This is a genomic window from Thermosediminibacter oceani DSM 16646 (assembly GCF_000144645.1).
Classification (GTDB): domain Bacteria; phylum Bacillota; class Thermosediminibacteria; order Thermosediminibacterales; family Thermosediminibacteraceae; genus Thermosediminibacter; species Thermosediminibacter oceani.
In genome coordinates, this window is sequence record NC_014377.1 from 987,487 (window position 1) to 1,012,853 (window position 25,367).

Annotated in this window: 29 protein-coding genes; 28 read left to right on the forward strand and 1 reads right to left on the reverse strand. The window is 44.3% G+C overall.

Features of this window, described 5'->3' with window-relative positions:
- The first annotated feature begins 48 nt into the window (after positions 1–48).
- From TOCE_RS04980 to pyrR, 16 genes are all read left to right on the forward strand, one after another.
- Entirely contained in the window at positions 49–1,359 is a 1,311-nt protein-coding gene (locus tag TOCE_RS04980) for a phage portal protein (protein WP_013275803.1), read from the forward strand.
- A gap of 591 nt (positions 1,360–1,950) precedes the next feature.
- A complete protein-coding gene (locus TOCE_RS04990) occupies positions 1,951–2,280 on the forward strand; it encodes a DUF6706 family protein (protein WP_013275804.1) in 330 nt (109 codons plus the stop codon).
- Positions 2,281–2,291: 11 nt separating this feature from the next.
- On the forward strand, positions 2,292–2,864 hold the full coding sequence (locus TOCE_RS04995) for a hypothetical protein (protein ID WP_013275805.1): 573 nt from the start codon (positions 2,292–2,294) through the stop codon (positions 2,862–2,864).
- 719 nt (positions 2,865–3,583) lie between these two features.
- Positions 3,584–5,008, forward strand: coding sequence for an MATE family efflux transporter (locus tag TOCE_RS05000; protein WP_148218387.1), 1,425 nt, complete (start codon positions 3,584–3,586; stop codon positions 5,006–5,008).
- 84 nt (positions 5,009–5,092) lie between these two features.
- On the forward strand, positions 5,093–6,301 hold the full coding sequence (locus TOCE_RS05005) for a biotin/lipoyl attachment domain-containing protein (RefSeq protein ID WP_041423871.1): 1,209 nt from the start codon (positions 5,093–5,095) through the stop codon (positions 6,299–6,301).
- Positions 6,277–6,966 carry a YggS family pyridoxal phosphate-dependent enzyme gene (locus TOCE_RS05010; protein WP_013275808.1) on the forward strand — a complete coding sequence of 230 codons (690 nt, stop codon included), beginning with the start codon at positions 6,277–6,279 and terminating at the stop codon, positions 6,964–6,966. Before TOCE_RS05005 ends, TOCE_RS05010 begins: the two co-directional genes overlap by 25 nt.
- A 20-nt stretch (positions 6,967–6,986) precedes the next feature.
- On the forward strand, positions 6,987–7,433 hold the full coding sequence (locus tag TOCE_RS05015) for a cell division protein SepF (protein WP_013275809.1): 447 nt from the start codon (positions 6,987–6,989) through the stop codon (positions 7,431–7,433).
- 35 nt (positions 7,434–7,468) lie between these two features.
- Positions 7,469–7,735, forward strand: coding sequence for a YggT family protein (locus tag TOCE_RS12910; RefSeq protein ID WP_041424096.1), 267 nt, complete (start codon positions 7,469–7,471; stop codon positions 7,733–7,735).
- A 23-nt stretch (positions 7,736–7,758) separates the two neighbouring features.
- The gene (locus TOCE_RS05025) at positions 7,759–8,397 is read left to right on the forward strand and encodes a DivIVA domain-containing protein (protein WP_013275811.1); all 639 of its coding nucleotides are present in this window, start codon (positions 7,759–7,761) and stop codon (positions 8,395–8,397) included.
- Complete coding sequence (locus tag TOCE_RS05030) at positions 8,348–8,602, forward strand: TM1266 family iron-only hydrogenase system putative regulator (RefSeq protein ID WP_013275812.1); 255 nt, start codon at positions 8,348–8,350, stop codon at positions 8,600–8,602. Before TOCE_RS05025 ends, TOCE_RS05030 begins: the two co-directional genes overlap by 50 nt.
- 27 nt (positions 8,603–8,629) lie before the next feature.
- Complete coding sequence (locus TOCE_RS05035) at positions 8,630–9,337, forward strand: 5'-methylthioadenosine/adenosylhomocysteine nucleosidase (protein WP_013275813.1); 708 nt, start codon at positions 8,630–8,632, stop codon at positions 9,335–9,337.
- A 40-nt stretch (positions 9,338–9,377) separates the two neighbouring features.
- Positions 9,378–9,674 carry a DUF5665 domain-containing protein gene (locus TOCE_RS05040; protein WP_013275814.1) on the forward strand — a complete coding sequence of 99 codons (297 nt, stop codon included), beginning with the start codon at positions 9,378–9,380 and terminating at the stop codon, positions 9,672–9,674.
- Between the two features lie 18 nt (positions 9,675–9,692).
- Complete coding sequence (locus TOCE_RS05045) at positions 9,693–10,334, forward strand: TraR/DksA C4-type zinc finger protein (RefSeq protein ID WP_013275815.1); 642 nt, start codon at positions 9,693–9,695, stop codon at positions 10,332–10,334.
- Positions 10,335–10,429: 95 nt separating this feature from the next.
- Positions 10,430–10,882, forward strand: a complete 453-nt coding sequence (lspA, locus tag TOCE_RS05050) for a signal peptidase II (protein WP_013275816.1) — start codon at positions 10,430–10,432, stop codon at positions 10,880–10,882.
- A gap of 20 nt (positions 10,883–10,902) precedes the next feature.
- Positions 10,903–11,826, forward strand: coding sequence for an RluA family pseudouridine synthase (locus tag TOCE_RS05055; RefSeq protein WP_013275817.1), 924 nt, complete (start codon positions 10,903–10,905; stop codon positions 11,824–11,826).
- Positions 11,827–12,363, forward strand: a complete 537-nt coding sequence (gene pyrR, locus TOCE_RS05060; RefSeq protein WP_013275818.1) for a bifunctional pyr operon transcriptional regulator/uracil phosphoribosyltransferase PyrR — start codon at positions 11,827–11,829, stop codon at positions 12,361–12,363.
- A gap of 16 nt (positions 12,364–12,379) precedes the next feature.
- On the opposite strand, the gene TOCE_RS05065 is transcribed toward pyrR, so the two are convergent.
- Positions 12,380–14,134 (reverse strand): Rqc2 family fibronectin-binding protein, encoded by a 1,755-nt coding sequence (locus TOCE_RS05065; RefSeq protein WP_013275819.1) that lies wholly within the window; start codon positions 14,132–14,134, stop codon positions 12,380–12,382.
- Positions 14,135–14,260: 126 nt separating this feature from the next.
- On the opposite strand from TOCE_RS05065, the gene dapF reads away from it, so the two are divergent.
- From dapF to rsmB, 12 genes are all read left to right on the forward strand, one after another.
- Positions 14,261–15,103, forward strand: a complete 843-nt coding sequence (gene dapF / locus TOCE_RS05070) for a diaminopimelate epimerase (protein WP_041423872.1) — start codon at positions 14,261–14,263, stop codon at positions 15,101–15,103.
- A 33-nt stretch (positions 15,104–15,136) separates the two neighbouring features.
- A complete protein-coding gene (locus tag TOCE_RS05075) occupies positions 15,137–16,300 on the forward strand; it encodes an LL-diaminopimelate aminotransferase (RefSeq protein ID WP_013275821.1) in 1,164 nt (387 codons plus the stop codon).
- A gap of 23 nt (positions 16,301–16,323) precedes the next feature.
- Complete coding sequence (locus TOCE_RS05080) at positions 16,324–17,193, forward strand: YicC/YloC family endoribonuclease (RefSeq protein WP_013275822.1); 870 nt, start codon at positions 16,324–16,326, stop codon at positions 17,191–17,193.
- Positions 17,194–17,212: 19 nt separating this feature from the next.
- Positions 17,213–17,482, forward strand: a complete 270-nt coding sequence (gene remA, locus TOCE_RS05085) for an extracellular matrix/biofilm regulator RemA (protein ID WP_013275823.1) — start codon at positions 17,213–17,215, stop codon at positions 17,480–17,482.
- A 12-nt stretch (positions 17,483–17,494) separates the two neighbouring features.
- Complete coding sequence (gene gmk, locus TOCE_RS05090) at positions 17,495–18,109, forward strand: guanylate kinase (protein WP_013275824.1); 615 nt, start codon at positions 17,495–17,497, stop codon at positions 18,107–18,109.
- 3 nt (positions 18,110–18,112) lie between these two features.
- Positions 18,113–18,319: a DNA-directed RNA polymerase subunit omega gene (rpoZ, locus tag TOCE_RS05095; protein ID WP_013275825.1), complete on the forward strand. Its 207-nt coding sequence runs from the start codon at positions 18,113–18,115 to the stop codon at positions 18,317–18,319.
- 13 nt (positions 18,320–18,332) lie between these two features.
- On the forward strand, positions 18,333–19,538 hold the full coding sequence (coaBC, locus tag TOCE_RS05100; RefSeq protein WP_013275826.1) for a bifunctional phosphopantothenoylcysteine decarboxylase/phosphopantothenate--cysteine ligase CoaBC: 1,206 nt from the start codon (positions 18,333–18,335) through the stop codon (positions 19,536–19,538).
- A 61-nt stretch (positions 19,539–19,599) separates the two neighbouring features.
- The gene (gene priA, locus TOCE_RS05105) at positions 19,600–21,798 is read left to right on the forward strand and encodes a replication restart helicase PriA (protein ID WP_013275827.1); all 2,199 of its coding nucleotides are present in this window, start codon (positions 19,600–19,602) and stop codon (positions 21,796–21,798) included.
- A 14-nt stretch (positions 21,799–21,812) separates the two neighbouring features.
- Positions 21,813–22,280, forward strand: a complete 468-nt coding sequence (def, locus tag TOCE_RS05110) for a peptide deformylase (RefSeq protein WP_013275828.1) — start codon at positions 21,813–21,815, stop codon at positions 22,278–22,280.
- A gap of 4 nt (positions 22,281–22,284) precedes the next feature.
- Positions 22,285–23,226, forward strand: a complete 942-nt coding sequence (gene fmt / locus TOCE_RS05115) for a methionyl-tRNA formyltransferase (protein WP_013275829.1) — start codon at positions 22,285–22,287, stop codon at positions 23,224–23,226.
- A complete protein-coding gene (locus tag TOCE_RS05120; protein WP_083768476.1) occupies positions 23,216–24,022 on the forward strand; it encodes a DUF116 domain-containing protein in 807 nt (268 codons plus the stop codon). Before fmt ends, TOCE_RS05120 begins: the two co-directional genes overlap by 11 nt.
- Entirely contained in the window at positions 24,003–25,355 is a 1,353-nt protein-coding gene (gene rsmB, locus TOCE_RS05125) for a 16S rRNA (cytosine(967)-C(5))-methyltransferase RsmB (RefSeq protein WP_013275831.1), read from the forward strand. The genes TOCE_RS05120 and rsmB overlap by 20 nt, the downstream gene beginning before the upstream one ends.
- The last annotated feature ends 12 nt before the right edge of the window (positions 25,356–25,367 follow it).

Sequence of the window (25,367 nt, forward strand, 5' to 3'; positions counted from 1 at the left end):
CCTTTTAAAAAAAGACGCTTTAAAAGTAATTTTAAGGGGGATAAAAATATGGACATAAGGGAATACGTGGAAAAATACTATCCTAATAGCAAATTCTGGTTTACTGACGAGGTAAAACAATTATACCATCAAAGCAGGATTAAGGAAGTACTTGACATAAAGGAATATCTTTCAGGTAAACACAAAATTTTAAATAGGCAAGAGGAAGTGTGGAATGGTAAAAAGTATTATCCGAGGATAATTATTCTCAATTACGCTAAAACTATCCTAAACTTTGCTACTTCTTATTTATTGAAGAATCCTGTAACACTAACAGGCAATGAAAATGTAGTGAGTAAATTCCAGAAGATTTATAAGAAGGGCGATTATTACCGGCTTGATTTCGATATACTCGATAAAATGCAAAAGTATGGAACGGTTTATGAATACGTTTATGTGGATGATGAAGGCACAATCCGCAGTAAAATAATAGATCCTGCCGATGGCTACCCAGTGATAGGGCCACAGAATGAATACCTTGCATTTGTAGAATATTACGTTGTTGATGGAGTGAGTTATTATACTGTTTTTTACGATGATAGGGTAGAAGAATACACAGATGAAGGCGGTACATTGCATTTAGTGAATAAAGCAGAGAATATTAGCGGATTGCCAATAATATATAAGAATCAAAATGAACTTGATCCGAATTTTGGAAGAAGTGATTTGCTTGATTATGTGAACATTATAGACAATATGGAGGATTTGCTTTCTAAATTTAGCGATACAGTGTATAAGCATCACAATCCCATTCCTGTTGCTATAGGGCAGAAACTTACCAGTGGTGGTATAGACGCTAATTTAGTAGGCAATGGGATTAACCTTGATACTGATAGTGATTTTAAACTTGTAAGTGGCAACCTTAATCACCAGGCGGTTAAAATGCTGTACGACACATTGAGGCAAGCATTATTAGACATATCCTGCACACCAGCGGTTTCATTGAATAGCGTGGATATTTCAAATTTAAGCGAAGTGTCTATAAAACTTTTATTCTCCCTTGCGGAAATTAAGGCAGGGCTTAACGCTAAATATATGAGTGAGGGTATACAGAAGCGATTAGAAGTATTTAGGAGGATATTGGCTTTGAATGGCGAAAATATTTCAGATGAGGAAATGGAAAGCGTGAATGTAGTATTTACGACGGCAAGACCAATGAATGAGAAGGATATTATTGATAACCTCAAGACCCTTAGAGGTATAGGGGCTATTAGCCTTGAGACAATGATTGAGCAAAATCCTTACGTAAATGATACAATTCAAGAAATTGAACGTTTGAACAATGAAAAAATGAACGTTAATAGGAATGATTCTCAATAAGGGTATTTTGAAGAAATCCTATAATTCCGATAGGTTTAGTAGGAATTGAATGTTTCCGCACTTTCGGCCCTGTTACTCTATGAAAAAATTTCAACATATATCCGTTCTCAGACAGATTTTTAACATCAATATTCAGACAATTCCACAAATGGCAATATATGGCAAACATAATTATTCATAACCCAGCATAAAAATAAAAAGCAAATTTTAAATAAAATCAGCGTTTTATAAAGCAAATTTACCAGATTTTAGGAAAATATTAGGGAAAACAATAAACGTTTACCGATAAAATAATTATATAAAATAAACCTCAATTCCTGAAAGCCTTGATACGACTGGCTTTGAGGGGGATAGAAGTAGTTTACATAAGATAGATTATCGGACGTTGTTTTTTATTTTGTGTTGTTTTGGAAATTATTAACAAATGCATAAGTATGAAGTCGATACCCCCTTTTGGAAAAAATTGGGTGCAGCATACCCTATTTTTCACGTGCGAAATTTTTTCCAAAAATCCCAAACTGCAAAAATTGCAGTTCAAAAATCGACTGCAAAATATTGCAGTTTTATTTTTTAAAAAAAGGAGGAATATAAATGACTAACCTAGAGCGTCTTAAAATAGAACTCAAAGGCATAAATCTATCCGATGATGAATTAATTTGTTACCTAATGGAAGCCGATCTTGATTTCAATTCCGAATACACCGCCGCTAACAAGCGTAAAATCTACCAGGCCGCTTTATCGGCACTAAATAGCATTGCCAATGACCCTTCTGGAATGAAAAACTATAAAACAGACGATATAACTATTACTCAATTCGCCGATAATATACAAAATCGCATAGACCAATTAGAGCGACAGATAAGGCAAATGGCAATTGATACTACCCAAAATAGCGATTATTTCATGTTGTTTGCTAATTAGGCGGTGATAATATGAGTATTTTTGAAATTTCTATGGCAGATATAGACTATATTTTGGGATATCTAGGGAAGAATGTTTTAGTAAATGGAAATCCTGCCAGGGCTTTAATTAGTAATACTGCTTTAAACCTGGAATATGACGATAAGAAAATAGCCACCATAGAGCCAATTCATGCAGGGGATATTGTGGAGTTTGATGGCTTTAAATTTATTATCCTCAGTGAAATAAATGGGCCACGTGGCAAAATGTATAAAGCACTTATGAGACGTTGTAACGCTATAATGCACATCAAAACAGGGGAAGAACAAATACTAAAAGGTTATACCGAATGGGGCGAGCCAGTATACGAAATTATACCTATATATAGTGATTTGCCTATATTTATGACCCAGAAAGCCATAGATATAGAAGGTAACACAATCATGCTTCCTACAGGGCGAATAAATGTAATCATGCAGGCGGTAGATTGTCCTGCTATTGCTATAAATGCCACTTTTGAAGCGGATGGAAAACAATGGAAAATAATTGATGTGGATAAGACAAAAGCGGGGATTTACAGAATAACAGCGGAAAGAGATATTTAATCCCAATCCCACTTGCAAATTTTTAAAAACCATGATATTATAAAATTCAAGAAAACCGAAAGCAAGTGGGACTAGTTTTTGAGGCTAAATTTCTGGTAGCGACGCTAGCAATTACGCACGAAGTGCGCATGGGGTTCTAGAGGTCGGGGGTTCAAGTCCCCCCACTCAGACCATTTGAAAACGAAACGTAGAGTAGGATTGAAAGCTCTACGTTATTTTTTTATATTTGTAGTTCTGAAGTACTATACAAACATTTTGCAAACATCAGCTTTTTCCTTCAAGAATGTCATTAATTTTTTGGGGCCGGCCGGACCTACCACAGGGGCGTAGGTAGCCGTTTTTCTTGATAGGCTTTGTAGGCCAACTATAAGGTTTCTCTGTCGTCAACCTCATGCTGAATGGGCAAAAAGTGACTTCCCCCAAGTCCAGCAATAATAATTGATGGGACTACCTATGTACCGCCGTAGATCCGGTGGTGTTTTTTATTGGCAAAGAAGGAATTCTATAGGATTGGTCGAATGATATAAAAATATGCTTACCTGCATCCTTACTAGTCAAAACGGCGCTTTCGCATGAGAACCCCGACGATTGTAAGCAAAATTGCAAATATGATTAATCAATTTCAACAAAGTTGAGTTCCTTTTGAAATTAGAAAAGCCTTGAAGCCTTGATATTATGGCCTTTGCGGCAATCAATAAATTTGAGTACATAACGGGGGCGTGATCGTTTTGGGAGGGGGATTATCAGACTTAAAAGATGAGCGGGTTCGACGATTACGGCCGACCGTTTTTTTCCCGAACCTGGATGATGAAGTAAAAGAGGTACTGAGAAAAACATGGGTGCTGGCCTGGCCGGTTCTTATAGAACAAGCCCTGGCGATGATCAGTCAGGTCGCCGATATGGCCATGGTCGGAAGGCTCGGAGCCGAGGCGGTGGCGGCGATCGGGCTCAGCATGCAACCTTTTTTTCTTTTGAACGCTATTTTTATGGGAATTTCGGTTGGCACAACGGCGTTGTCGGCAAGGGCAGCTGGGTCCAAAGACCTGGAAAAAGCGGGGAAAGTCATCGGGCAGTCTATTATAGTCGCTTTTTTTGCCGGCCTCATAATCAGTTACCTGGGTTACGTTAATTCCTACAAAATAATGATATACATGGGTGCGGAGCCATCGGTAAGACTCTTGGGGAGCAATTACCTTCGAGCGATGATGCCGGGCATGCTGTTTTTGTTTGTTTTCTCCGTAGCAGCGGGAGGGCTGAGAGGTTCAGGAGATACCCGAACTCCCATGGTGGTCAATGCGGTCATAAATATATTACATATCTTCACTAATTACGTGTTTATTTTTGGCAAGTTCGGATTTCCCAGGTTGGAAGTAGTAGGAGCCGGAATTTCGTCCTCGCTATCGCGTTTAGGGGCTGCAGCGGCGTTAATTTACGTTTTATCTAAGCAAGACAACCGCCTTTTTGTAAACTGGAAGAAAGTAATTAAAGAATTTGATTGGCCGTTATTTTCAAGTATGCTCCGGATAGGGTTGCCGGCGGCTGTAGAGAGGATTCTCATTTCTACCGGTCAGATAGTTTATACCAGACAGGTTGCCGGCCTTGGAACCGGGGCGTATGCGGCCCATTCCATAAGTCTTAATGTGGAATCCCTGTCGTATATGCCAGGCATCGGTTTTGCAACCGCAGCCACTGCTATGGTAGGGCAGCGTTTGGGCGCCGGTGATGCCAAGGGTGCGCAAAAAAGCGCCGGTATATCCTTACTTTTTGCCATGGCAATTATGGGTATAATGGGATTGATGTTTTTTTCATTTCCCGTTATGTTCTTAAGAATTTTCACCGATGATCCCGAGATAATTGCCAGGGCGACCGTGCTTTTGCGCATTGTCGCTTTTACGCAGATACCCGAATGCGTGGGTATGGTTATACCGGGAGCCCTCAGAGGAGCCGGCGATACAAGGATTACCGTTTATATTACTATTCTTGGAATGTGGATGATCAGGCTGGGATTTACTTTCATTTTTTTGAATTACTTCGATATGGGCCTTGTTGGCGCCTGGATTGCTATGTTCCTTGACTGGACTGTCAGGTCGTTGCTGTACTGGATCAGGTTTAAAAGCGGTAACTGGAAGAGTATTAAAATTTGAGGCCTATTAAATGCTTTTATATTTTATTATCAATCCGGAAGGATTCTTCCTTTTTATGGAGAAGATATAAATAAGGTGAAGAGGATGAGGAAGGGGACCGGTGCAAAGGTCGTAAATTTCAAACCGAAGAAAAAGAAACAAAAATCGCGCTTGATCCTCCCTTTATTATCGGGGCTTTTTCTCTTTTTAATTCTTTTTCTGCGAGGTTCCGCAAAAGACATATACATAGCTCGAGAAGAGAAAGTAGAAGAGTTTTTTACTTCGGGAGCACTGATAGTAAAAAACGAAAAGGTTATAAATTCCCCTGCCAGCGGCAGGCTTGAAGTTCTTGTTAAAGCCGGAGAAAGGGTAAGGGTAAATTCGCCGCTTTTTAAAGTTGTGACAGATGAGGAACGTAAAATGCTCCTGGAAAAAGACTTAGGCGAACTTCAAGAAAAATTGAATAAGTTGAAAGAGCAGAGCGAAAGTACGCTGACAATTCAGATATTGAACAAATCCATTCAAGATGTACAAAAAAGGATCGGGGAAGCAAGGTCTAAAGGTCAGGCAGAAAAGGTAGCGGTGCTGGAAAAGGAATTATCGCGGTTGAAGGGCGAGAAACAGAAGGCCGTAGCGGAGAGCAACGAAGCCATTAAAGTTTTAGAAAAAAGCCTGGAAAATCAGAAAAAAAAACTTGAGGAAGTGGAACCGGTTGTTCTCTCTCCGGTGGCAGGAATAGTAAGTTTTAACATAGACGGTTACGAAGACCTTCTCCGGCCTGAGGGATTAAAGTGCTTGAAATCTGAGGAGATAAAGGGTGTCGTCTCAAGACAGGAAAGTGCTGCGCTTTCCCAAAACGTGAAGGTTAACCAAGCCGTGCTTAAGATCGTGGATAATTTTTCCCTATACGTTATTGCTCCAATACTGGAAGGTGATATTCAGCCCGGCAGGGTATACAAATTAAGATTTCCCCAACTCAACATAGAACTTAAAGCAGATCTGATTGAAACATGTGAGGACGAACAGACGGGTGTATTCTTCATCAAAGAAGCCCCCATGGAGTTGCTGGACCTCAGAAAGGTCAATGTTGAAATCATCACGCGGGTACATCGCGGTATAGGAGTACCAAATTCAGCGATCGTAAAATCAAACGGCCAGGAAGGTGTATTCTTGTACAATAAAGGTAGGTCCGTTTTCAGACCCGTCCGCGTGGTAGCCCGGGACGATAAGAAAACCATAGTAGAAGGCCTAACGGCCGGCGATAGGGTTTTAATAAAGAGGGGATTTCAATGGAAATTATTCAGCAAAACATAGAAAAATTGAAACTAAAAATCAAACACGCGGCCGCAAAATCGGGCAGAAGTCCGGAAGATATACACATAGTGGCGGTAACCAAAACCATCCCACCTGAAACGATCCAGGCGGCCGTTGACCGCGGGATAAAGATCCTGGGAGAAAACCGGGTGCAGGAGGCTCAGCAAAAGGTAGGGCTGGTAAAAGGAGATATCAGCTGGCACATGATAGGTCATTTGCAGAAAAATAAGGTGAAATATGCAGTAAAGCTGTTTTCAATGATCCAATCGGTGGACAGTTACGAGCTGGCTGCAGAAATAGATAAAAGAGCAGGAATGTTGGGTAAGGTTATGGATGTGCTGATTCAAGTGAATATCGGAAGGGAAAAAACCAAATTCGGTGCAGAATATGAAGAAATTCCGGAACTGATAAAGAAGGTTTCAACCCTTGCCCATGTTAAGGTCAGAGGTTTGATGGCAATTGCGCCTTTTAAAGAAGACCCCGAAGACGTAAGACCGTTTTTCAGAAAAATGCGCGAATTATTTACGAAGATAAAAAGTCAGGAGCTGGAAAACGTCGAAATGAGTTTTTTGTCCATGGGGATGACGCATGATTTCCATATAGCTATTGAAGAGGGGTCAAACATGATAAGAATAGGGACCGGAATTTTTGGACCAAGAGGCTAACACAAGGAGGAGGTTAAGAGATGGCCAACAACAAACTGTTCAACAAAATACTTTATTTTCTTGGAATCGAGGACGAAGACCACGACCACGAAAACCCTCCGGTACTTCAACCTGAGGAATCCCTCCATATACCTGTAAGGCCCGAAAAAGGCAGAATCATTAATATTCATCAGATGCCGAAAAACAAGGTAGTGGTCTTTAAACCTTCAAACTTTGACGAAGTAAGGGTAATTACAGAAGAACTGAAAAACCGCAGGGCGGTTATAGTCAATCTGGAGAGTCTGGATAAGGAGACAGCAAGGCGCATTCTGGATTTTTTAAGCGGCAGTGTTTTTGCTTTGGACGGCACTGTCAAAAAGGTCGGAAGCGGTACTTTTGTTTTTGCGCCAAATAACGTGGACATATCAGGCCTCAATATGGAGGATGGCGAAACCAGCAAAGATAAGCCGCTTTTTACGGTGCGGTGAGCATAAAAGGAGGAACCGATTTGTTACTCATTAGGGTGACGGAGTTATTTTTTAGATTTGTGGAATTTTTAATCATCATCAGGGTTTTTATGACGTGGATACCTGGAACAATTTATTCGCCCGTATATAGGTTTATTTACCGGGTGACCGAACCCATCCTTGAGCCTTTCAGGAGATTGACCTTTAGATTTTTCCCTCCGGCCGGAGGGGTTTATCTAGATTTTTCGCCCTTCATAGCTCTTTTTTTCCTGGATATGATTCAGAGACTAATCACTAGCCTTATGATTCAAATGATATATTGATATCGGATAGGAGATGATACTGGATGATCTTGACTCCGCTTGACATCCAGAAAAAAGAATTCCGGAAGTCCTTTAGGGGGTACAGCGAGGACGAAGTTAAGGACTTCCTGGAAAAGGTGACCCAAAGCTATGAGAAAATATACAGGGAAAATCAGGATTTAAAAGAAGAGGTCAAGTTTTTGAAGGAAAAACTTCAGGGATACCAGGAAATGGAATCCACCCTCAAAAAAGCCATTATACTCGCTGAAAAGGCCGCCGAAGATCTCAGAAAAAATGCGGAAAGGGAGAAGGAACTTATATTAAAGAGCGCAAGATCGAAAGCGATGGAGATGATGGGTAGAGCCGAAGCGAGGTACAATGCGATAAACGACCAGTATGAAGAGGTTAAGCGGCAGTTTATGCTTTTCAAGACGAGATTTCTTAATTTTCTCCAGTCACAGATCGACCTGATCAATGCCATAGTTATCGAAGAAGAAGATTTGGAAAAACAACCTGACAAAGCGGAGGAGTACATAGAGCAGGCGGCAGCGGGCCGGGATTTCGAAAATGAGGAAACCGAAGAGGAGGGGACCATTAGAGATAAGGTAGCCAAGTTAAGGAGTGATGCTGAAAATGACGACCGGGGGAAAGAGACTGTCGGTAGTGGGGATAATAGTGTTTGATAGAGAAAATTCAGCGGCCAAGGTGAACGAGATACTTTCAAAATTCAGTGATTTGATAATAGGAAGGATGGGGATCCCGTACAGGGAAAGAGGTATTTCGGTTATAGCCCTTATAGTGGATGCTACTACTGATGAACTCGGGGCTCTTACCGGCCAGCTGGGCAGAGTGCCGGGAGTAAAGGTGAAATCTGCTGTGACCGCCTAAATACCTTAAATCCGACCGGAAAGGATGATGTTTATTATCGGAATAATCGGAGCTGTGGATAGAGAGATTGCCCTATTCTGTGAAGAGCTAAAGGATAAAAAAACCATAACCAAAGCGTCTCTAACCTTTTTTACAGGCACGCTGGAAGGTCGGGACGCGGTAGTCGTAAAATGCGGCGTAGGTAAGGTCAATGCGGCAATATGTACCCAGGTGATGATAGACTATTTTGCTCCCAGCGCGATAATCTGCACCGGTGTGGCGGGAGCTTTAAGAGAAGACCTGGACATAGGTGATATTGTGATATCCCGGGACGTGGTTCAGCACGATGTGGACGGTACTGCTTTCGGGCACGAGCTCGGAGAAATTCCGAACCTTGGGATTAAAGCTTTTACCGCCGACGAAACTCTTGTTCAAATTGCCCAGGAAGTAGCCCGGAAGCAGGTAAAAGGCAGGAGGGCAATTACGGGAAGAATCCTGAGCGGGGACCAATTCATCAGCAGCAAGGAAAAAGTTAAATTTCTAAGGTCCTTCTTTGACGGCGCCTGTGTTGAGATGGAGGGCGGAGCTATAGGTCAGGTGTGCTATTTGAATAAAGTTCCCTTTTTGATCATCAGGTCAATCTCGGATAGGGCTGACGGCAAGGCGGTGAGTGTATACGAGACGTTTGCTGATGAGGCAGCCAGGAATTCTTCCCATATAGTACTGGGGATCATAAAATTGTATGAAGGAGCATAAAACACCTAGAGATGGTTAAATTAGATTTAGGGGAACTATTATGGATGATGAAAGGCTCTTGTGCGAGTTGAGCCGAAAAATCGATGAACTGTCTATACGGATCGAAAAGCTTAACCTGGCGGAATACCTGGAGGTGCTGCGCAACCCTAAAAGGCTGCTTTATATAAACTTTTTAGCCGGAGTAGCCAGAGGCTTCGGAACGGCGATGGGGTTTACATTCTTGGGCGCTTTTATTTTATACGTCCTGCAGCGCATTGTGATCTTGAAGCTCCCCGTTATAGGTGATTTCATTGCAGAATTGGTTAGAATAGTACAGAACGAACTTTCCGTAAAATAACTCAAAGGAGGATAGCTCTTGAAGAACCTGGAGTACTACAAGCGCAAATTGCAGGAATTAAAGCGGGAACTGGAAGACCAGATGTCTACAATTATCAGGAGAGGATCGGATCCTTTGAAGGAATCGGTGGGGGAGCTGTCTTCATACGATAATCATACCTCAGATCTCGCGGCTGAAACCTTCGAAAGGGAAAAGGATCTGGGGTTGAGGGATAACACGGAAAGGATGTTGATGAAAGTCAACCGGGCGTTGGAAAAAATCGAAGAAGGGAGTTACGGTATCTGCGAGAACTGCGGTAATCCTATAGAAGAGGAACGCCTGGATGTTGTGCCGTATGCTTCCCTTTGCGCCCGCTGCAATAATGAGGAAGAAAAGGCCTTTGAGAGGAGGTTCAGGCCTGTAGAGGAAGAAGTCCTGAAGTATCCGTTTGGGAGGAGTTTTCTCGACGGTACTGACCAAAACGAATACGACGGCGAGGATGCCTGGCAGGACGTAGCCAGGTACGGCACGGCCAATAGCCCCCAGGACGAACCGGGAGCGGTGGATTACAGCGAAGTTTACACCGACGGAAACGAAAAGAGGGGCATAGTTGACTGGGCAGATCAAATAATCGATGAGGAGGACCCCGATGAGGATGATAAAAATGAGCTGGGAAGATAAATACCCGTTTCGGGTATTTATTTTTTATTCGTTGAAGTTCTGAAGACCCTGGTATATAATTTTGATGTAAATTTCTTAAGTTGGGGGTTTAAATATTGAGGGCATGGATTCTGGCGGCAGCCGTTTTCATCTTCGATCAGCTCACCAAATACATCGTACGGACTCAAATGGTTCCCCATCAGTCGATTCCGGTCATTAATAATGTACTTCATCTAACTTATGTCCAGAATACGGGAGCGGCTTTCAGCATCCTACAGGGCAAGGTGTTCTTTTTCAGCACAGCGTCTCTGATAGTAATAGCTGCACTCTTTTTTTACATCTCCCGAATACCCCCGGAACAAAGATTACTCAGGATGGCGCTTTCCCTTATCCTGGGTGGGGCTCTAGGAAATCTGGTGGACCGTCTCCGGTTTGGTTACGTGGTTGATTTTATTGATTTCAGGATATGGCCGGTATTTAATCTGGCGGATTCGGCTATTGTTATAGGGGAAGTCGTGCTGGTATATATATTAATCTTTGATCCTCTGTTTAAGAAAAGTCTAGATTAACGAACGGGAGGGCAGTTTTTTTGGGTAAGTTTTTGAAAATCTTGGTGCAAGAAGATGATGCCAAAAAGCGCCTCGACGTATTTTTGAGCGGTGTAATAAACGACCTTTCCAGGAGCTATATACAAAAGGGAATCGAAGAGGGTTGGGTCAAAGTAAACGAAAGGATCGTTAAACCCCATTACAAGCTGAAAAAAGGCGATGTTATTGTAGCTGATATACCGTCTCCGAAACCCCTCTCCCTGGAACCCGAGAACATCCCTCTGGATATAATACACGAGGACCGGGATATAATTGTGGTCAACAAGCCCCGCGGCATGGTGGTGTACCCGGCCCCCGGGAACTACTCGGGCACCCTTGTAAATGCCCTCTTATACCACACAAAAGACCTTTCCGGTATAAACGGAGTAATGAGGCCGGGCATAGTTCACCGGCTCGACAAGGATACTTCCGGGGTGATAGTTGTAGCAAAAAACGACATGGCCCACCGGGAACTTGCCATGCAATTTAAGAACAAGCTGGTAAAAAAGACTTATTTGGCAGTGGTTTGGGGCAATATCCCGGAAGACAGAGCGACAATTGAAGCACCCATCGGAAGGCACCCAGCGAAGCGGGTGGAGATGGCCGTGACCGCAAAAAACGGGAAAGAAGCCATAACCCACTTTAAAGTACTGGAGAGGTTCGAAGATTTTACTTTTATCGAGGTCAACATAGAGACGGGCAGGACTCACCAGATAAGGGTTCACATGAGTTTTATAGGTCACCCCGTTGTAGGAGACCCGCTTTATTCCAGGAAAAAAAGCCCCTTTAACATCAACGGACAGGCCCTCCACGCCTACAGGCTCGGGCTGAACCATCCCCGAACTGGAGAATTTATGACCTTTGAAGCCCCCATTCCCCAAGATATAACCGAAATATTAAATACTTTGAGAAAAAGGGTGGTGTAAATGGAGGAAAAAGCCCGCATAATGGATGACAAGGCAATAGACAGGGCTCTCACCAGAATCGGCCATGAAATTATCGAGCGCAACAAGGGTGTCGAAGACCTGGTTCTGGTCGGCATTCGCAGGAGAGGAGTGCCTCTTGCTAAGAGACTTGCTTCGAAAATAAAAAAGATAGAAGGGGTAGAAGTGCCGGTAGGGGTTCTTGATATAACCCTTTACCGTGACGACCTGTCGACCCTTTCGCAACAACCGGTTGTAAACAAGACGGAAATTCCTTTTGAAATTACTGGGAAAAAGATAGTGCTGGTGGATGATGTGATATATACCGGCAGGACCGTTAGGGCAGCCCTGGACGCGCTATCCGACCTGGGGAGGGCCCAACTGATACAGCTAGCGGTACTCATCGACCGGGGTCACAGGGAACTCCCCATAAGGCCGGATTATGTCGGCAAAAATGTGCCCACGTCCAGGGACGAAGTAATAAAGGTCAAACTGGAGGAAGTGGACGGGGAAAACTGCGTTGTAATTCTTAAAAAATAACTGCCGAAAAAGGGATTCACATTTTAGTCAATTTATCGATCAGGTTATGGTCCGGCGTCACGTAAACAGTCCTGTGGTGGTCGTAAATTACAAAACCAGGTTTTGCTCCCGGAGGCTTCCTTACGTGTTTTTTCAAAGTATAGTCCACCGGGACGTTGCTGCCGTTCCTGGCTTTGCTGTAATATGCGGCGAGAACACAGGCTTCCAGTATGGTGTCATCGTCCACTTTGCGCCCGCCCGTCTGGATTATGACGTGGGAACCGGGAGCGTCTTTGACGTGAACCCATATATCATCGGGTCTCGCTCTTCGCGTGAGCATATCGTTATGCCTGTTATTCTTCCCTACGAGAATGACAAAGCCCGCGGAGGATTTATATTTTATAGGGTGAGAGGGGGAGTCTCCACCCTTTGTTTTTTTCTCCTCACTATAAAGCTCCGACTTGATTTCGGCAATATCTTCAAGGGTTTCTGCAGCTTCAATGTTATAAAGTACGCTTTCCAGGTATTCGATTTCGCGCAGCGTCTCTTTCATCTGAGCTTCAACTTTTTCCCGCGTTACTTGGAGTTTTTTGTATTTGGAAAAATACCTCTGGGCGTTTTGAGACGGTGAAAGCTTTTCGTCCAGGGGTATTACTATACTTTTGCCTTCATCGTAAAAATTCGGCAGGCTTATCTCTTTCAGACCGGGGGTTACTTTATAAAGGTAAGCCGACAGGACCTCACCGAAGATGCGGAATTTTTCTGCATCCTGAGTTTCGGCTAGTTTTTCCCGCTGAAAGGCTAAGCTCTGGTTTAATTTTTTGAGCTGTTTGGAGACGTGAAGGGCAAGCGTCTTTTTGATATTTATAAGTGCTTCGAAATCTTCTTTTTGGCTGTAAAATCGGTCGACCGTCACGTTTACGCCAGAGGCCGAAACTTCTTTAAAAGCGGTAAGGTGATGTAATGGGAAGACCCAGAATTCGCAGGGCTGCTGGCTGCTTCGATCAAAGTAAATTTTCGGCGAGTAGCGGAATTCCCTTATGTCCAGCGAAAGCTTTGCCAGTGTCTCGGCAATTTTCCGCTTTTCCTCTTCGGTCAATTCCGACACCAATTTATTAGCGTCAACACCGCTTCTAAAAAGGATCTCTTTGGAGGCCACTCCGCTGACACCCATGAAGTTTTCGGTGATCCACCGGTAAACCTGTGCAGGTTCGTCAGATCGAGAGAGCAGGTCCAGAATTGTTGACATAATTTTATTATCGTCAACTGAAAGCAGACTTATCCTGTTTCCGATAGGAGGGAATGCGTATTTTACTCCGGGAAGGACCTGCCTTACACGGTTTATTTCAGAAGGTATCCTCTTTATGGAATCTATTACCGTGCCGTCACCGGAGTCAATAAGTATTATGTTGCTGTGCTTGCCCATTATCTCTACCAGCAGAGTTTTATAGGTTATCCTTCCGAATTCGTCCGTGTTTTCGACTTCTATTTCGACTAAGCGCTCCAGATCTTTCTGCTTGATCTCCCTGATTCTTCCGCCTATGAGATATTTTCTCAATAGCATGCAGAACATTGGAGGCGAGATGGGATTTTCTTTGTGTTTTTCGGTGATGTGTAAGCGGCAGTTTTGAGGGTGGGCTGAAATAAGCAGTTTGTACTCTTCTCTATACTGCCGCACGAAGAGCACTATCTCATTTTTGTCCGGCTGGTATATCTTATCTATCCTGCCGCCGACCAGCTTTTTTTTGAGTTCATTGATAACGGCGTTCAGTACAATTCCGTCAAAAGGCATGGCTATCCTCCTGTTTAAGATTAGCTGCTACTAGTATACCATAACGGAGATATTGTTTTAAGAGGAATTCGGTGGTATAATAATGAATAATGATTTCGGGAGTAATAATGAGGGTGATTGTGTAAGATGAAGTTTACCAAAATGCACGGCCTTGGAAACGATTTTATCGTCGTTAACGGTTTTAAAGAAGATGTACGAATAATATTCAAAAAGGCGGAAAAAATATGCGACAGACATGTCGGCATTGGTGCCGATGGCATATTACTGGTTTTACCTTCCGATAAGTGTGACCTAAAGATGAGGATAATCAACAGCGACGGAAGCGAAGCTGATATGTGCGGTAACGGCATCCGCTGTTTTGCACGATACGCCTTTTCCAGAGGTCTGGTCAACAAGACGAGTATCACCGTCGAGACGCTTGCAGGAGTAATTAAACCGGAGATTATAATAAAGGATGACCGCATAGAAAGCGTAAGGGTGGATATGGGATGCTACAGCCTGCAAAAAAAGGATATACCCGTGGCCGGCAACCCGAATGAAGAAGCCGTGGACCTTGAAATCAGCGTAGACGACCGGGTATTTAAATTTACCGGGGTTTCGATGGGAAATCCCCACTGCGTGATATTTGTGGATGACGTTGAAAGTTTTCCTGTGGAGCGTTTTGGACCGGTTATCGAAAGACACCCTCTTTTCCCAAAAAAGACTAATGTGGAATTTGTGGAATTTAAAGGACAGGACCGTTTGAAAATGAGAGTCTGGGAAAGAGGAGCCGGCCTTACGATGGCCTGCGGAACCGGTGCCTGCGCTTCGGCGGTTGCGGCTTATAAAAAGGGTATCGTGGGACCCAAAGTTACTGTAAGCCTGCCCGGAGGTGATCTTTTTATAGAAATCGAAAAAAACGGCAGAGTTTACATGACGGGACCCGCCGTAGAAGTGTTTTCAGGATATATAGACCTTAGCGCACTTTAAACAATATCTTAAATTATTATGGAGGAGATAGTTTTGAAGGTTGCAGAGCGTATTAAAAAAATACCACCTTATCTTTTTGCCCAGATTGACAAAAAAATTGCCGAACTCAGGAAAAAAGGAATTGATGTTATAAGCCTAGGAGTGGGTGATCCGGATTTACCGACACCACCTAACATCATAGATGCTCTTGAAAAAGCCGTCCGGGACCCCGAATGTCATAAATACCCGGACTACGAGGGATCCCTTGATTTCAGGAAGGCTGTTGCTACATATTATAAAAGAAGGTTCAATGTAGATTTAGACCCGGAATCCGAAGTTATGGCCCTAATAGGATCGAAAGAAGGCATCGCCCATATATTCTTTGCCTTTATCGATCCCGGTGATTACGCTCTGATTCCGGATCCAGCTTACCCCGTTTACAAAACAGCCACGCTTTTTGCGGGAGGCATACCCTATACCATGCCCTTGCTGAAGGAAAACAATTTCCTTCCGGATTTCTCAAGTATAGACGAAGAGATAGCCAAAAAAGCAAAGCTCATGTTTTTATGTTACCCGAACAATCCTACCGCCGCAGTAGCCGACGAAAAATTCTTTGAAGAAGCCGTGGAATTCGCAAAAACTTATGATATAATCATATGCCACGATAGCGCTTACGCCGAAGTTACTTTTGACGGATATAAGGCCCCCAGTCTGTTATCGGTAAAGGGTGCAAAAGACATAGGCGTGGAATTCGGATCCCTTTCCAAACCTTACAGAATGACCGGATGGAGACTCGGTTACGCGGTAGGCAACAAAGATATAATTTCAGCCCTGGGGATTATAAAGACCAACGTGGATTCAGGGCAGTTTACCGCAATCCAGAGGGCGGGGATTGAAGCACTTTTAGGCCCCCAGGACAGCATAGATGAGATGTTAAAGATATTCAAAAAGCGACGGGATCTGGTGATTGAAACTCTGAGAGAAGTGGGACTTGAAGTTGAGCCTCCCAAAGGCACGTTTTACGTCTGGGTTCCGGTTCCGGAAGGGTATACTTCCAGCTCCTTCGCAGAAATGCTCATAGAAAAAGCGGCTGTTGTAGTTACCCCGGGTAACGCTTATGGTGATCGCGGCGAGGGTTACGTGAGGATATCCCTAACCACGCCGGACGACAGGCTGAAAGAAGCCATGAGAAGGATCAAGGAAAGCCTTAGTTTTTGACGCGGGAAGGTCGTTGAGTTAATATGATCAGGAGCATGACGGGCTACGGCCGCGGCAGGAGCATCGGAAAAGTAAACTGGGAGGTTGAGATAAAATCGGTAAACCACCGTTTTCTTGAAATATATATCAGACTGCCAAAGCCCTGGCTTTTCCTGGAGGAAAGAATAAGAAGCTTTATTAAAGAACGTATAGCCCGGGGACGTATTGACGTATTTATAAACTACTCTTCGGAAACGCTTCCCGTCGATATAAAGATTGACAAAAAGGCTGTGGAAAGTTATTATAAAAAGTTAGCAGAGCTTAGGGAAGAAATTGGTTTTGAAGGCCCCGTATCTCTTTCCCTGCTGTCGATGATGCCGGACCTTTTTAAGGTGGAGCAGCAGTTTCCCGAAGAGGAAGAGATGTGGTCTTCGCTGAAGGGTGCTTTGCAGGAAGCTGTAGACGGTTTGATCCAAATGAGGACCAGAGAAGGAGTCAATCTCTGGCGAGACATTTCCTCGAGGCTTGATATTATACAAAAAAGAGTGGAAAATATAAAACTACGAGCGGATGCCGTCGTTGAAGAGTACCGAAAAAAGCTCCGCCAGAAAATCGAAAGGATCTCTCAAGGAGAACTGAACGAAGAAAGGCTGGAAACCGAAGTCGTGTTTTTTGCCGAAAGATCCGACATAAACGAGGAGCTGGTAAGGATAGAAAGTCATATAGCTCAGCTTAGGGGTATGCCGGAGTCGAAAGACCTTTCGGGTAAAAAGATGGATTTTATCGCTCAGGAGCTTTTCAGAGAGGTAAATACCATCGCTGCCAAATCTTCCGATTATAAAATTGCGCAGGAAGTTATCGAGATTAAAAGCGAACTTGAAAAAATCAGGGAACAATTACAGAATATAGAATAATATTTCAGGAGGGAACGTCGTGGAAATAAAACTTGTAAATATAGGTTTTGGAAATATCGTTTCCGCTAACAGGATTATTGCTATCGTAAGCCCGGAATCCGCTCCGATCAAGCGTATAATCCAGGAAGCCCGTGACAGAGGCATGCTTATCGATGCCACTTACGGAAGGCGCACACGAGCGGTTATAATTACCGACAGCGACCATGTCATACTTTCCGCAGTACAGCCCGAAACCGTGGCTAACCGTCTGAACGACAAAGTAGTTGAAGAGGAAATAGAAGAATTATAGGAGAGAAACCTCATGCCTAAAAAGGGAATGCTGATAGTTCTTTCTGGCCCTTCCGGAGCTGGTAAGGGGACGCTGTGCAATTTGCTCCTGCAAAGAAGGCCCGAACTTGCCCTTTCCGTTTCCGTGACTACGCGACCCCCAAGGCCGGGAGAGGTCCACGGGGTGAACTACTTTTTTACCGACAGGGAAAATTTTGAACAAATGATAAGGAAGGGCGAATTTTTAGAGTGGGCGAGGGTCTACAACAATTATTACGGGACCCCGAGAAAGTTCGTTGAGGAACAACTAGAAGCAGGGAAAGATGTTATCCTGGAAATAGATATTCAAGGGGCAAAACAGGTAAAAGAAAATTGCCCCGATGCTGTCTTTATATTTATTTTGCCGCCTGATATCGAAGAACTTAAAAATCGCATTAAAAAGAGAGGAAGCGAAACCGAGGAATCCTTCAACCTGCGGATAAAAAGTGCCGAAGAAGAGTTAAAGGCAATAACAAATTATGACTATGCGGTAGTCAACGATGACTTGAAAGCGGCGGTAGAAAAACTTGAATCCATAATTATTGCAGAAAGATGCAGGGTTTTGAGAAACATGGATTTAATACAATTTAAAGCGCCGGGAGGGGATTAATATATGATGTACCCGTCCATAGATTCGCTGACCAATAAATACGAAAGCAAATACGCTCTCGTAGTCGCAGCTGCCAAAAGAGCTCGGCAACTTGTGGAAGGTTCCCCAAAACTTGTGGATGTAAAGACCACAAAACCCGTATCTATTGCCCTTTTCGAGCTGGATGCCGGAAAGATAAAAATCGAGCGCCCCAAGGTTGGTAACAAGTAAGTGGGGTGGATTTATGTTATTAAAAGATAAATTTATAGCGCTGGGAGTAACAGGTAGCATTGCTGCTTACAAAGCCGTAGAACTGGTAAGGCTTTTAAAAAAAAGCGGAGCCCAGGTTCAGGTGGTAATGACCCGGTCCGCGAGGGAATTCGTAACTCCACTTACCTTTCAGGTTGTTTCCCAAAACCCGGTTATTACTGATATGTTCGAAAAGCCCGTTCACTGGGAAGTGGAACACGTGTCCCTTGCTGACCGGGCGGACCTTTTTGTGGTGGCTCCGGCTACTGCCAATGTAATTGCGAAAATGGCCGCCGGCATTGCTGACGATATGCTGACCGCAGCTGTTCTGGCCACAAGGGCAAAAGTGCTTGTGGTGCCGGCTATGAATGTGAACATGTTCTGTAATCCTATAACCCAGGAAAACATCAAATACTTGAGAGAAAAAGGAATTTTCGTAATGGACCCTGCCGAAGGCTTTTTAGCCTGCGGCTATTCAGGTAAGGGCAGGTTTCCCGAGCCCGTGGATGTATTGAGAGTAATAGAGCAATTGGTGGGAACCAGGACCGATCTTCAAAATAAGAAAATCCTCATTACCGCAGGTCCCACCAGAGAACCCATAGACCCTGTGAGATTCATTTCCAATCATTCCTCCGGGAAAATGGGATATTCTCTGGCTGAGGCTGCCGTCGAACGCGGTGGTGAGGTTATACTTATTTCAGGCCCTACCAGTCTCGAAAGACCAGCAGGGCTTTATAAATATGTGGCAGTGGAGACAGCGCTAGAAATGAGGGAACAGGTGCTGAAATTTTTCCCATGGTGTGACGTGGTAATTAAAGCTGCCGCTGTAGCCGATTACAGGCCTAAAAACTATTCGGGACGTAAAATCAAGAAAAAGGATGCAGAGATGGTCCTGGAACTGGAAAAAAACCCGGACATTTTAAAGGAACTGGGTGAGAAAAAGGATAGACAGGTTCTAGTGGGATTTGCCGCCGAAACCAACGATATTCAAAAAAACGCCTTGGAAAAATTAAACCGAAAAAATCTAGATCTTATAGTGGTAAACGACGTTACGGTTGAAGGAGCCGGTTTTGGAGTCGATACAAATATAGTCAAGATTATCCATAGGAACGGGACTATTGAAGAATTACCAAAAATGCCCAAGAAAGAAGTAGCCAATGCCATCTTGGATAGAATACTACAATATCTTAATTATTCATAGATAGTATGGCGATACAAAGCACCGTTTGATGAAGCCGTGTTATTTTCGGGAGGGGAATTTTTTGACCAAACTGGCTGAGGTAGCTGTTGACGTTAAGCATCCAGCGGTCAAGGGCGAATATTATTATATAGTCCCCGAACCGCTGAAAGATAAAGTGCGGGTGGGCAGCAGGGTAAAGGTCCCCTTTAACAATTCAATGGTTGAAGGTGTGGTGATACGTTTCTTAGAGCCGGGGGATGCGGTACCCGATTTTCAACTGAAGGAGATAATCGACGTAGATGAGCGTTTTATACTGCCGCAATTTATGCTGGAGCTTGCCCGCAAGCTGGCCTCATATTACTCTACAAATTTAATAGACTTTCTCAAATTGATGCTCCCCCCTTCCGTCAGCATTCTGAAAGAAGCCGTTTACACGACTTCAGTAGAAGAAATCGGAGAAATCAGGTCAGGAACTCAAAAAGAGGTCTTCCGGGTTATCCGGGATAGGGGTCCTGCAACGGTAGACATAATTTCGAAAATCACGGGGCTTGCCAAATCATCGGTGAGAAATGCTCTCACAGCCCTGATGAAAAAAGGCTTTATAAAAAGGGATTACCGCGTTAAATCGGATATTCGTGAATTTCCCCAAAGCGAGGCGCAGCCTGTTTCTCACAGGCTTACTTATGAACAGGCTAGGGCACTGGAAGAGATAATTAAAAATATGGAGGCGGAAAGAAAACCGGTACTGCTATTCGGAATAACGGGAAGCGGGAAAACAGAGGTTTATATAAAGGCAATAGAGAGACTTCTTGCAAGGGGAAAAAGGGCTCTGGTGCTGGTGCCGGAAATTTCTTTAACCCCTCAGATGATGGAAAGGTTTTACAACCGTTTTCCCGGAAGAGTAGCAATGATACACAGCGGACTTTCAAGGAGCGAGAGGTTTCTGGAGTGGTACAGGATTTACAAAGGTGACGCCGATATAACCATAGGCGCCAGGTCGGCGATATTCGCACCCATCAAAGACCTGGGGCTGATAATTATCGACGAGGAACACGAGTCATCTTACAAGCAGGTGGAATTTCCTTTTTACGATGCGCGGCAGGTTGCCTGCTTCCGTGCCGAGGCCGAGGGGGCTGCGATTATTTTCGGCAGTGCCACACCATCTGTAGAATCCTTTTATAGAGCCGTAAAAGGAGAATACATATTTTTGAAACTGACCAGGCGGGTATCGGGAAGGCCGCTGCCGCCGATCGAAATCGTGGATATGAGGGAAGAATTGAAATCCGGAAACAGGCATATATTCAGCCGGAAGCTGTGCTCGGAAATGGAAGCGGCTCTGTCAAGGGGTGAACAGGTTATACTTTTTCTCAACCGTCGGGGACATTCCACTTTCGTACTTTGCAGGGATTGCGGTTTCGTGTTAAAATGCCCCCACTGTGATATTTCCCTCACCTACCACAGCATCGACAAGAGCGGCAGATGTCATTACTGCGGCTACCGCGTAAAGGCGCCCGATACGTGTCCCGATTGCGACAGCAGGAATATACGTTTTTTCGGCGCTGGGACCGAAAAGGTGGAACAGGAATTTAAAATCCGTTTTCCCGGTGTGAACGTAGTGAGGGTTGACGCTGATTCCACTTCCAGGAAGGGCTCGCTCCAGAGGATGCTCTCGGAATTTAAAAGCGGAAAAGCTCAGGTTATGATTGGCACCCAGTCCATTGCTAAAGGCCTCGACTTTCCGGGGGTATCGCTGGTAGGTATCATCGCTGCCGATACTACTCTAAATCTCCCCGACTTCAGGGCGGGGGAAAGGACCTTCCAGCTAATAAGCCAGGTAGCCGGAAGGGCTGGCAGGGGTCAAATACCGGGCAAAGTAATAGTCCAGACATATTCCCCGGAATCTTCGGCCGTTATAGCTGCCTGTGGCTATAACTATAAGGCTTTTTACCGGGAAGAACTCATGAACAGGAAAAAGTTTGAATATCCGCCTTTCTGCCACATGATGAACCTGACTTTTACGGGAGCGGACCAGGATCTTGTAAGAATAGCGGCGGAGGATGTAAAGAAAATCCTGGAACACAGGATTTCTCCCGTGGTAAAAATTTTGGGGCCCATACCGGCACCGAGGTTTCGGGTAAAGGACAACTTCCGGTATAATATACTGCTGAAAAGTACCGAACCGGAAAGGCTGATTGAAGCCGGGGAAGTTTTAAAAAATCTTAAAAACTTAAACAAAAAAGTTTATCTGACCTGGGACATGGATCCCCAAGATTTACTGTAAATGGAGGCATGATCATGGCGATCAGAAATATACGCCAGTACGGCGATGAAGTTTTGCGTAAAAAATCCAAAAAGGTCACCGTGTTTGACGAAAAGCTAAAACAGCTGCTTGCCGACATGGCGGAAACGATGAGACACGCCAATGGCGTGGGACTCGCAGCTCCACAGGTGGGTATATTAAAAAGGGTTATTGTCATAGATGTGGGAGAAGGGCTAATTGAGCTTATCAACCCGGAAATAATCAGCAAAGAGGGAGAAGTGGTGGAAATTGAAGGGTGCTTGAGCATTCCGGGGATAACCGGCGAAGTGCCGAGGCCGCAGAAAGTGCGGGTCAGGGCTCAAAACCCGGAGGGAGAATTTGTGGAGATCGAAGGAGAAGACCTGCTGGCCCGGGCTCTCTGCCACGAGATCGACCATCTGGATGGCATCCTTTTTATAGATAAAGCAAAGAGGATATTTGAGGAAGACAGCAAAGAGGGATAGGTATATGAAGATAGTTTTTATGGGTACCCCTGAATTTGCACTTCCATCGCTGAACGCCCTGGTGGAGCGCGGCCATAACGTGACGGCCGTCGTGACACAGCCGGACCGGCCCAAGGGGCGAAAACGTATCCCGACCCCTCCACCGGTCAAGCTCATGGCGCAAAAACACGGTATAAGAGTATACCAGCCCGAGAAAGTAAAAGATAAGACGTTTGTAAATCAGCTCAAAGCACTCAACCCCGATCTCATCGTAGTGGTAGCGTACGGTCAAATTTTGCCGGCGTCGGTACTTTCCATCCCGGCGATAGGTTGTATCAATGTTCATGCTTCCCTGCTTCCCAAATACAGGGGAGCGGCGCCGATTCAATGGGCTATAATAAAGGGTGAGTCCAAGACCGGAGTTACGACCATGTGGATGGATGAGGGCATGGATACGGGCGATATTTTTCTACAAAAAGAGATTGAGATAAATCCCGAGTGGACTTCGGTTGAGCTTTCTGAAGTACTGGCACGGCTCGGCGGGGAACTGCTGGTCGAAACCCTTGATAAGATAAAATCCAAAAATTTAATTCGGATCCCCCAGAACCACGCTGAAGCTACATATGCTCCGATGTTGAGAAAAGAAGACGGCAGAATTGATTGGAGGAGTAAAACTGAGGATATATACAATCTAATACGGGGTGTACAACCTTGGCCCGGTGCCTATACGGTAAGAAGCGGCGTCGAAGTAAAAATATGGGGAGCAAAAATCCATTCTATTGACCGAAAAGGGGATCCGGGAAAAATTTTAGGGATCGACAAAACTCGGGGTATTTTAGTAGGAACGGGTGACGGGATCCTCATGATCACCGAACTCCAGGAAGCAGGGAGAAGGCGGATGAAAGCTACCGAGTTTTTAGTCGGTCACGTTCTGAATGAGGGAGAGCTTTTTGCGGATGAAAATTAAAAAGCGAATTTTTATTAGTCTTTTGGTTGCGTGCATAATAATGTTGCTTTGTATTACCGTGGCCGGCGTAATGCTTTATTTAAACAAGTTCAGCCATCTTTATAGGCCCATACTGCTCGTGGTTATAGCCGTCATGGCAGTACTTATAGCAATACTCAGCATAGGTCTCGCGGCAATTGTGCTGACTCTATGGCATGAAAAAAGCTTTTTGGGACCTCAAAAGTTGATGAATTTTTGTATAAATTTGCTCTTCCCAATAGCCCTGACTTTAGGCAGGTTGTTAAATATACATAAGGACATCATAAAGAGCTCGTATATCGAGGTAAACAACAGGCTGGTCAAGAGCAGAAATTTCAGGATCAAACCCGACGAAATATTGGTGCTGGCACCCCATTGCCTTCAGCGTTGGGACTGCCCCTATAAAATTACGGCCAATGTGTCAAACTGCCGGCGTTGCGGAAGGTGCGACATAGATAAGCTTTTAAGCCTTGTCGAAAGTAGAGGTGTAAAACTTGCTGTGGCTACAGGGGGGACGCTGGCCCGTAAAATTGTAATGGAGTATAAGCCCAGAGCCATTGTAGCCATCGCCTGCGAGAGAGACCTTTCGGAAGGGATTTTGGATACAAATCCCATCCCCGTTCTGGGCATATTAAATATAAGGCCCCAAGGGCCGTGCATGAATACGCGGGTGGATATTGAAATGGTTCGGGAAGCTGTGGATTTTTTCCTGGATTACGGTCTTACCGCGTCTTTTATCTGGAAAGGAAGTAAAGCCGATGAAAAGTGTAAAACTTAAACCTAGAGAACTGGCAGTAAGGATCCTTACCGAAGTGGAAAGGGGTTCTTATTCCAACCTGTCCTTAAACCGCCATTTAACCGCTGAAATTTCAAGGGAAGATCGGGCGCTGATAACCGAGCTGGTTTACGGTGTCATAAAGCACAGGATAAGGCTGGATTACGTGCTGTCTAAATTCTCGAAAATTGGCTTGAATGATATCAATCCCATCATATTGAACTGTCTTAGAGTGGGGCTTTACCAGATTTTATTTCTGGACAAAATACCGGATTATGCGGCTGTAAACGAATCGGTCAATATTGCAAAATTATATAGTAAAAAAGCGGCGGGTTTTGTTAACGGTGTGCTGAGAAATGTTATAAGAAGTAAGGACGGCATAGATTATCCCGATCGGGTAAAGGACCCGCTCAGGTATCTTGTAGTATACTATTCTTTTCCTAAGTGGATGATCCGGCGATGGCTGGATCTTTTCGGTTTTGAGTTTACGGAATCTTTGTGCAAAGCGTTTAACGAAAAACCCAGAATGTGTGTTCGGGTAAATGAACTCAAAATAAACAAAACGGGCCTGCAGGCCTTTTTAGATAAGGAAGGTGTTGTCCACAATCCCGGGCTTTTTCTTGAAGAAGCCCTTTATATAGACGATGGACCGCCTTTAACCGAACTTGACAGTTTTAAAAATGGGTATTTTCAACCCCAGGATGAAAGCTCAATGCTGGTGGCGAGAGCTTTAGGGGCGGCAAGCGGAGAAACCGTGCTGGATGTAGCAGCAGCCCCGGGAGGTAAAACTACGCATCTTGCGCAGTTGATGAAAAACAGCGGTCGAATTTACGCCTGGGACATACACCCTCACCGGGTTCAACTTTTAAAAGAAACATGTCAAAGGTTAGGCGTTTCAATAGTTTACCCTGAGGTGAGGGATGCAAGGGTCCCTGATAAAAACTTGTTCGGCAAATTCGACAGGGTACTGGTGGACGCGCCCTGCAGTGGGCTTGGAGTGATTCGGAGAAAGCCGGATATAAAATGGACCAAGAAACCGGAAGATATACCCGTGCTAAAACGGGAGCAACTTCAGATTATACGGGTTTCCTCACAGTACGTTAAGCCTGGAGGAATTTTAATCTACAGCACATGCAGCATCGAACCCGAAGAAAACCGGGAAGTCGTAAAGGAGTTTTTAAAGGAAAACCGCGATTTTGATCTTGACGATATCAGGCCTCATTTACCGGAGGCTCTCTCCGCCGATGTGAAAGAACAGTACGGGTATATACAGATTTATCCGAACCTGCACAGTATAGATGGATTTTTCATTGCCCGACTGAAAAGAATACGATAAAGGGGTATATTT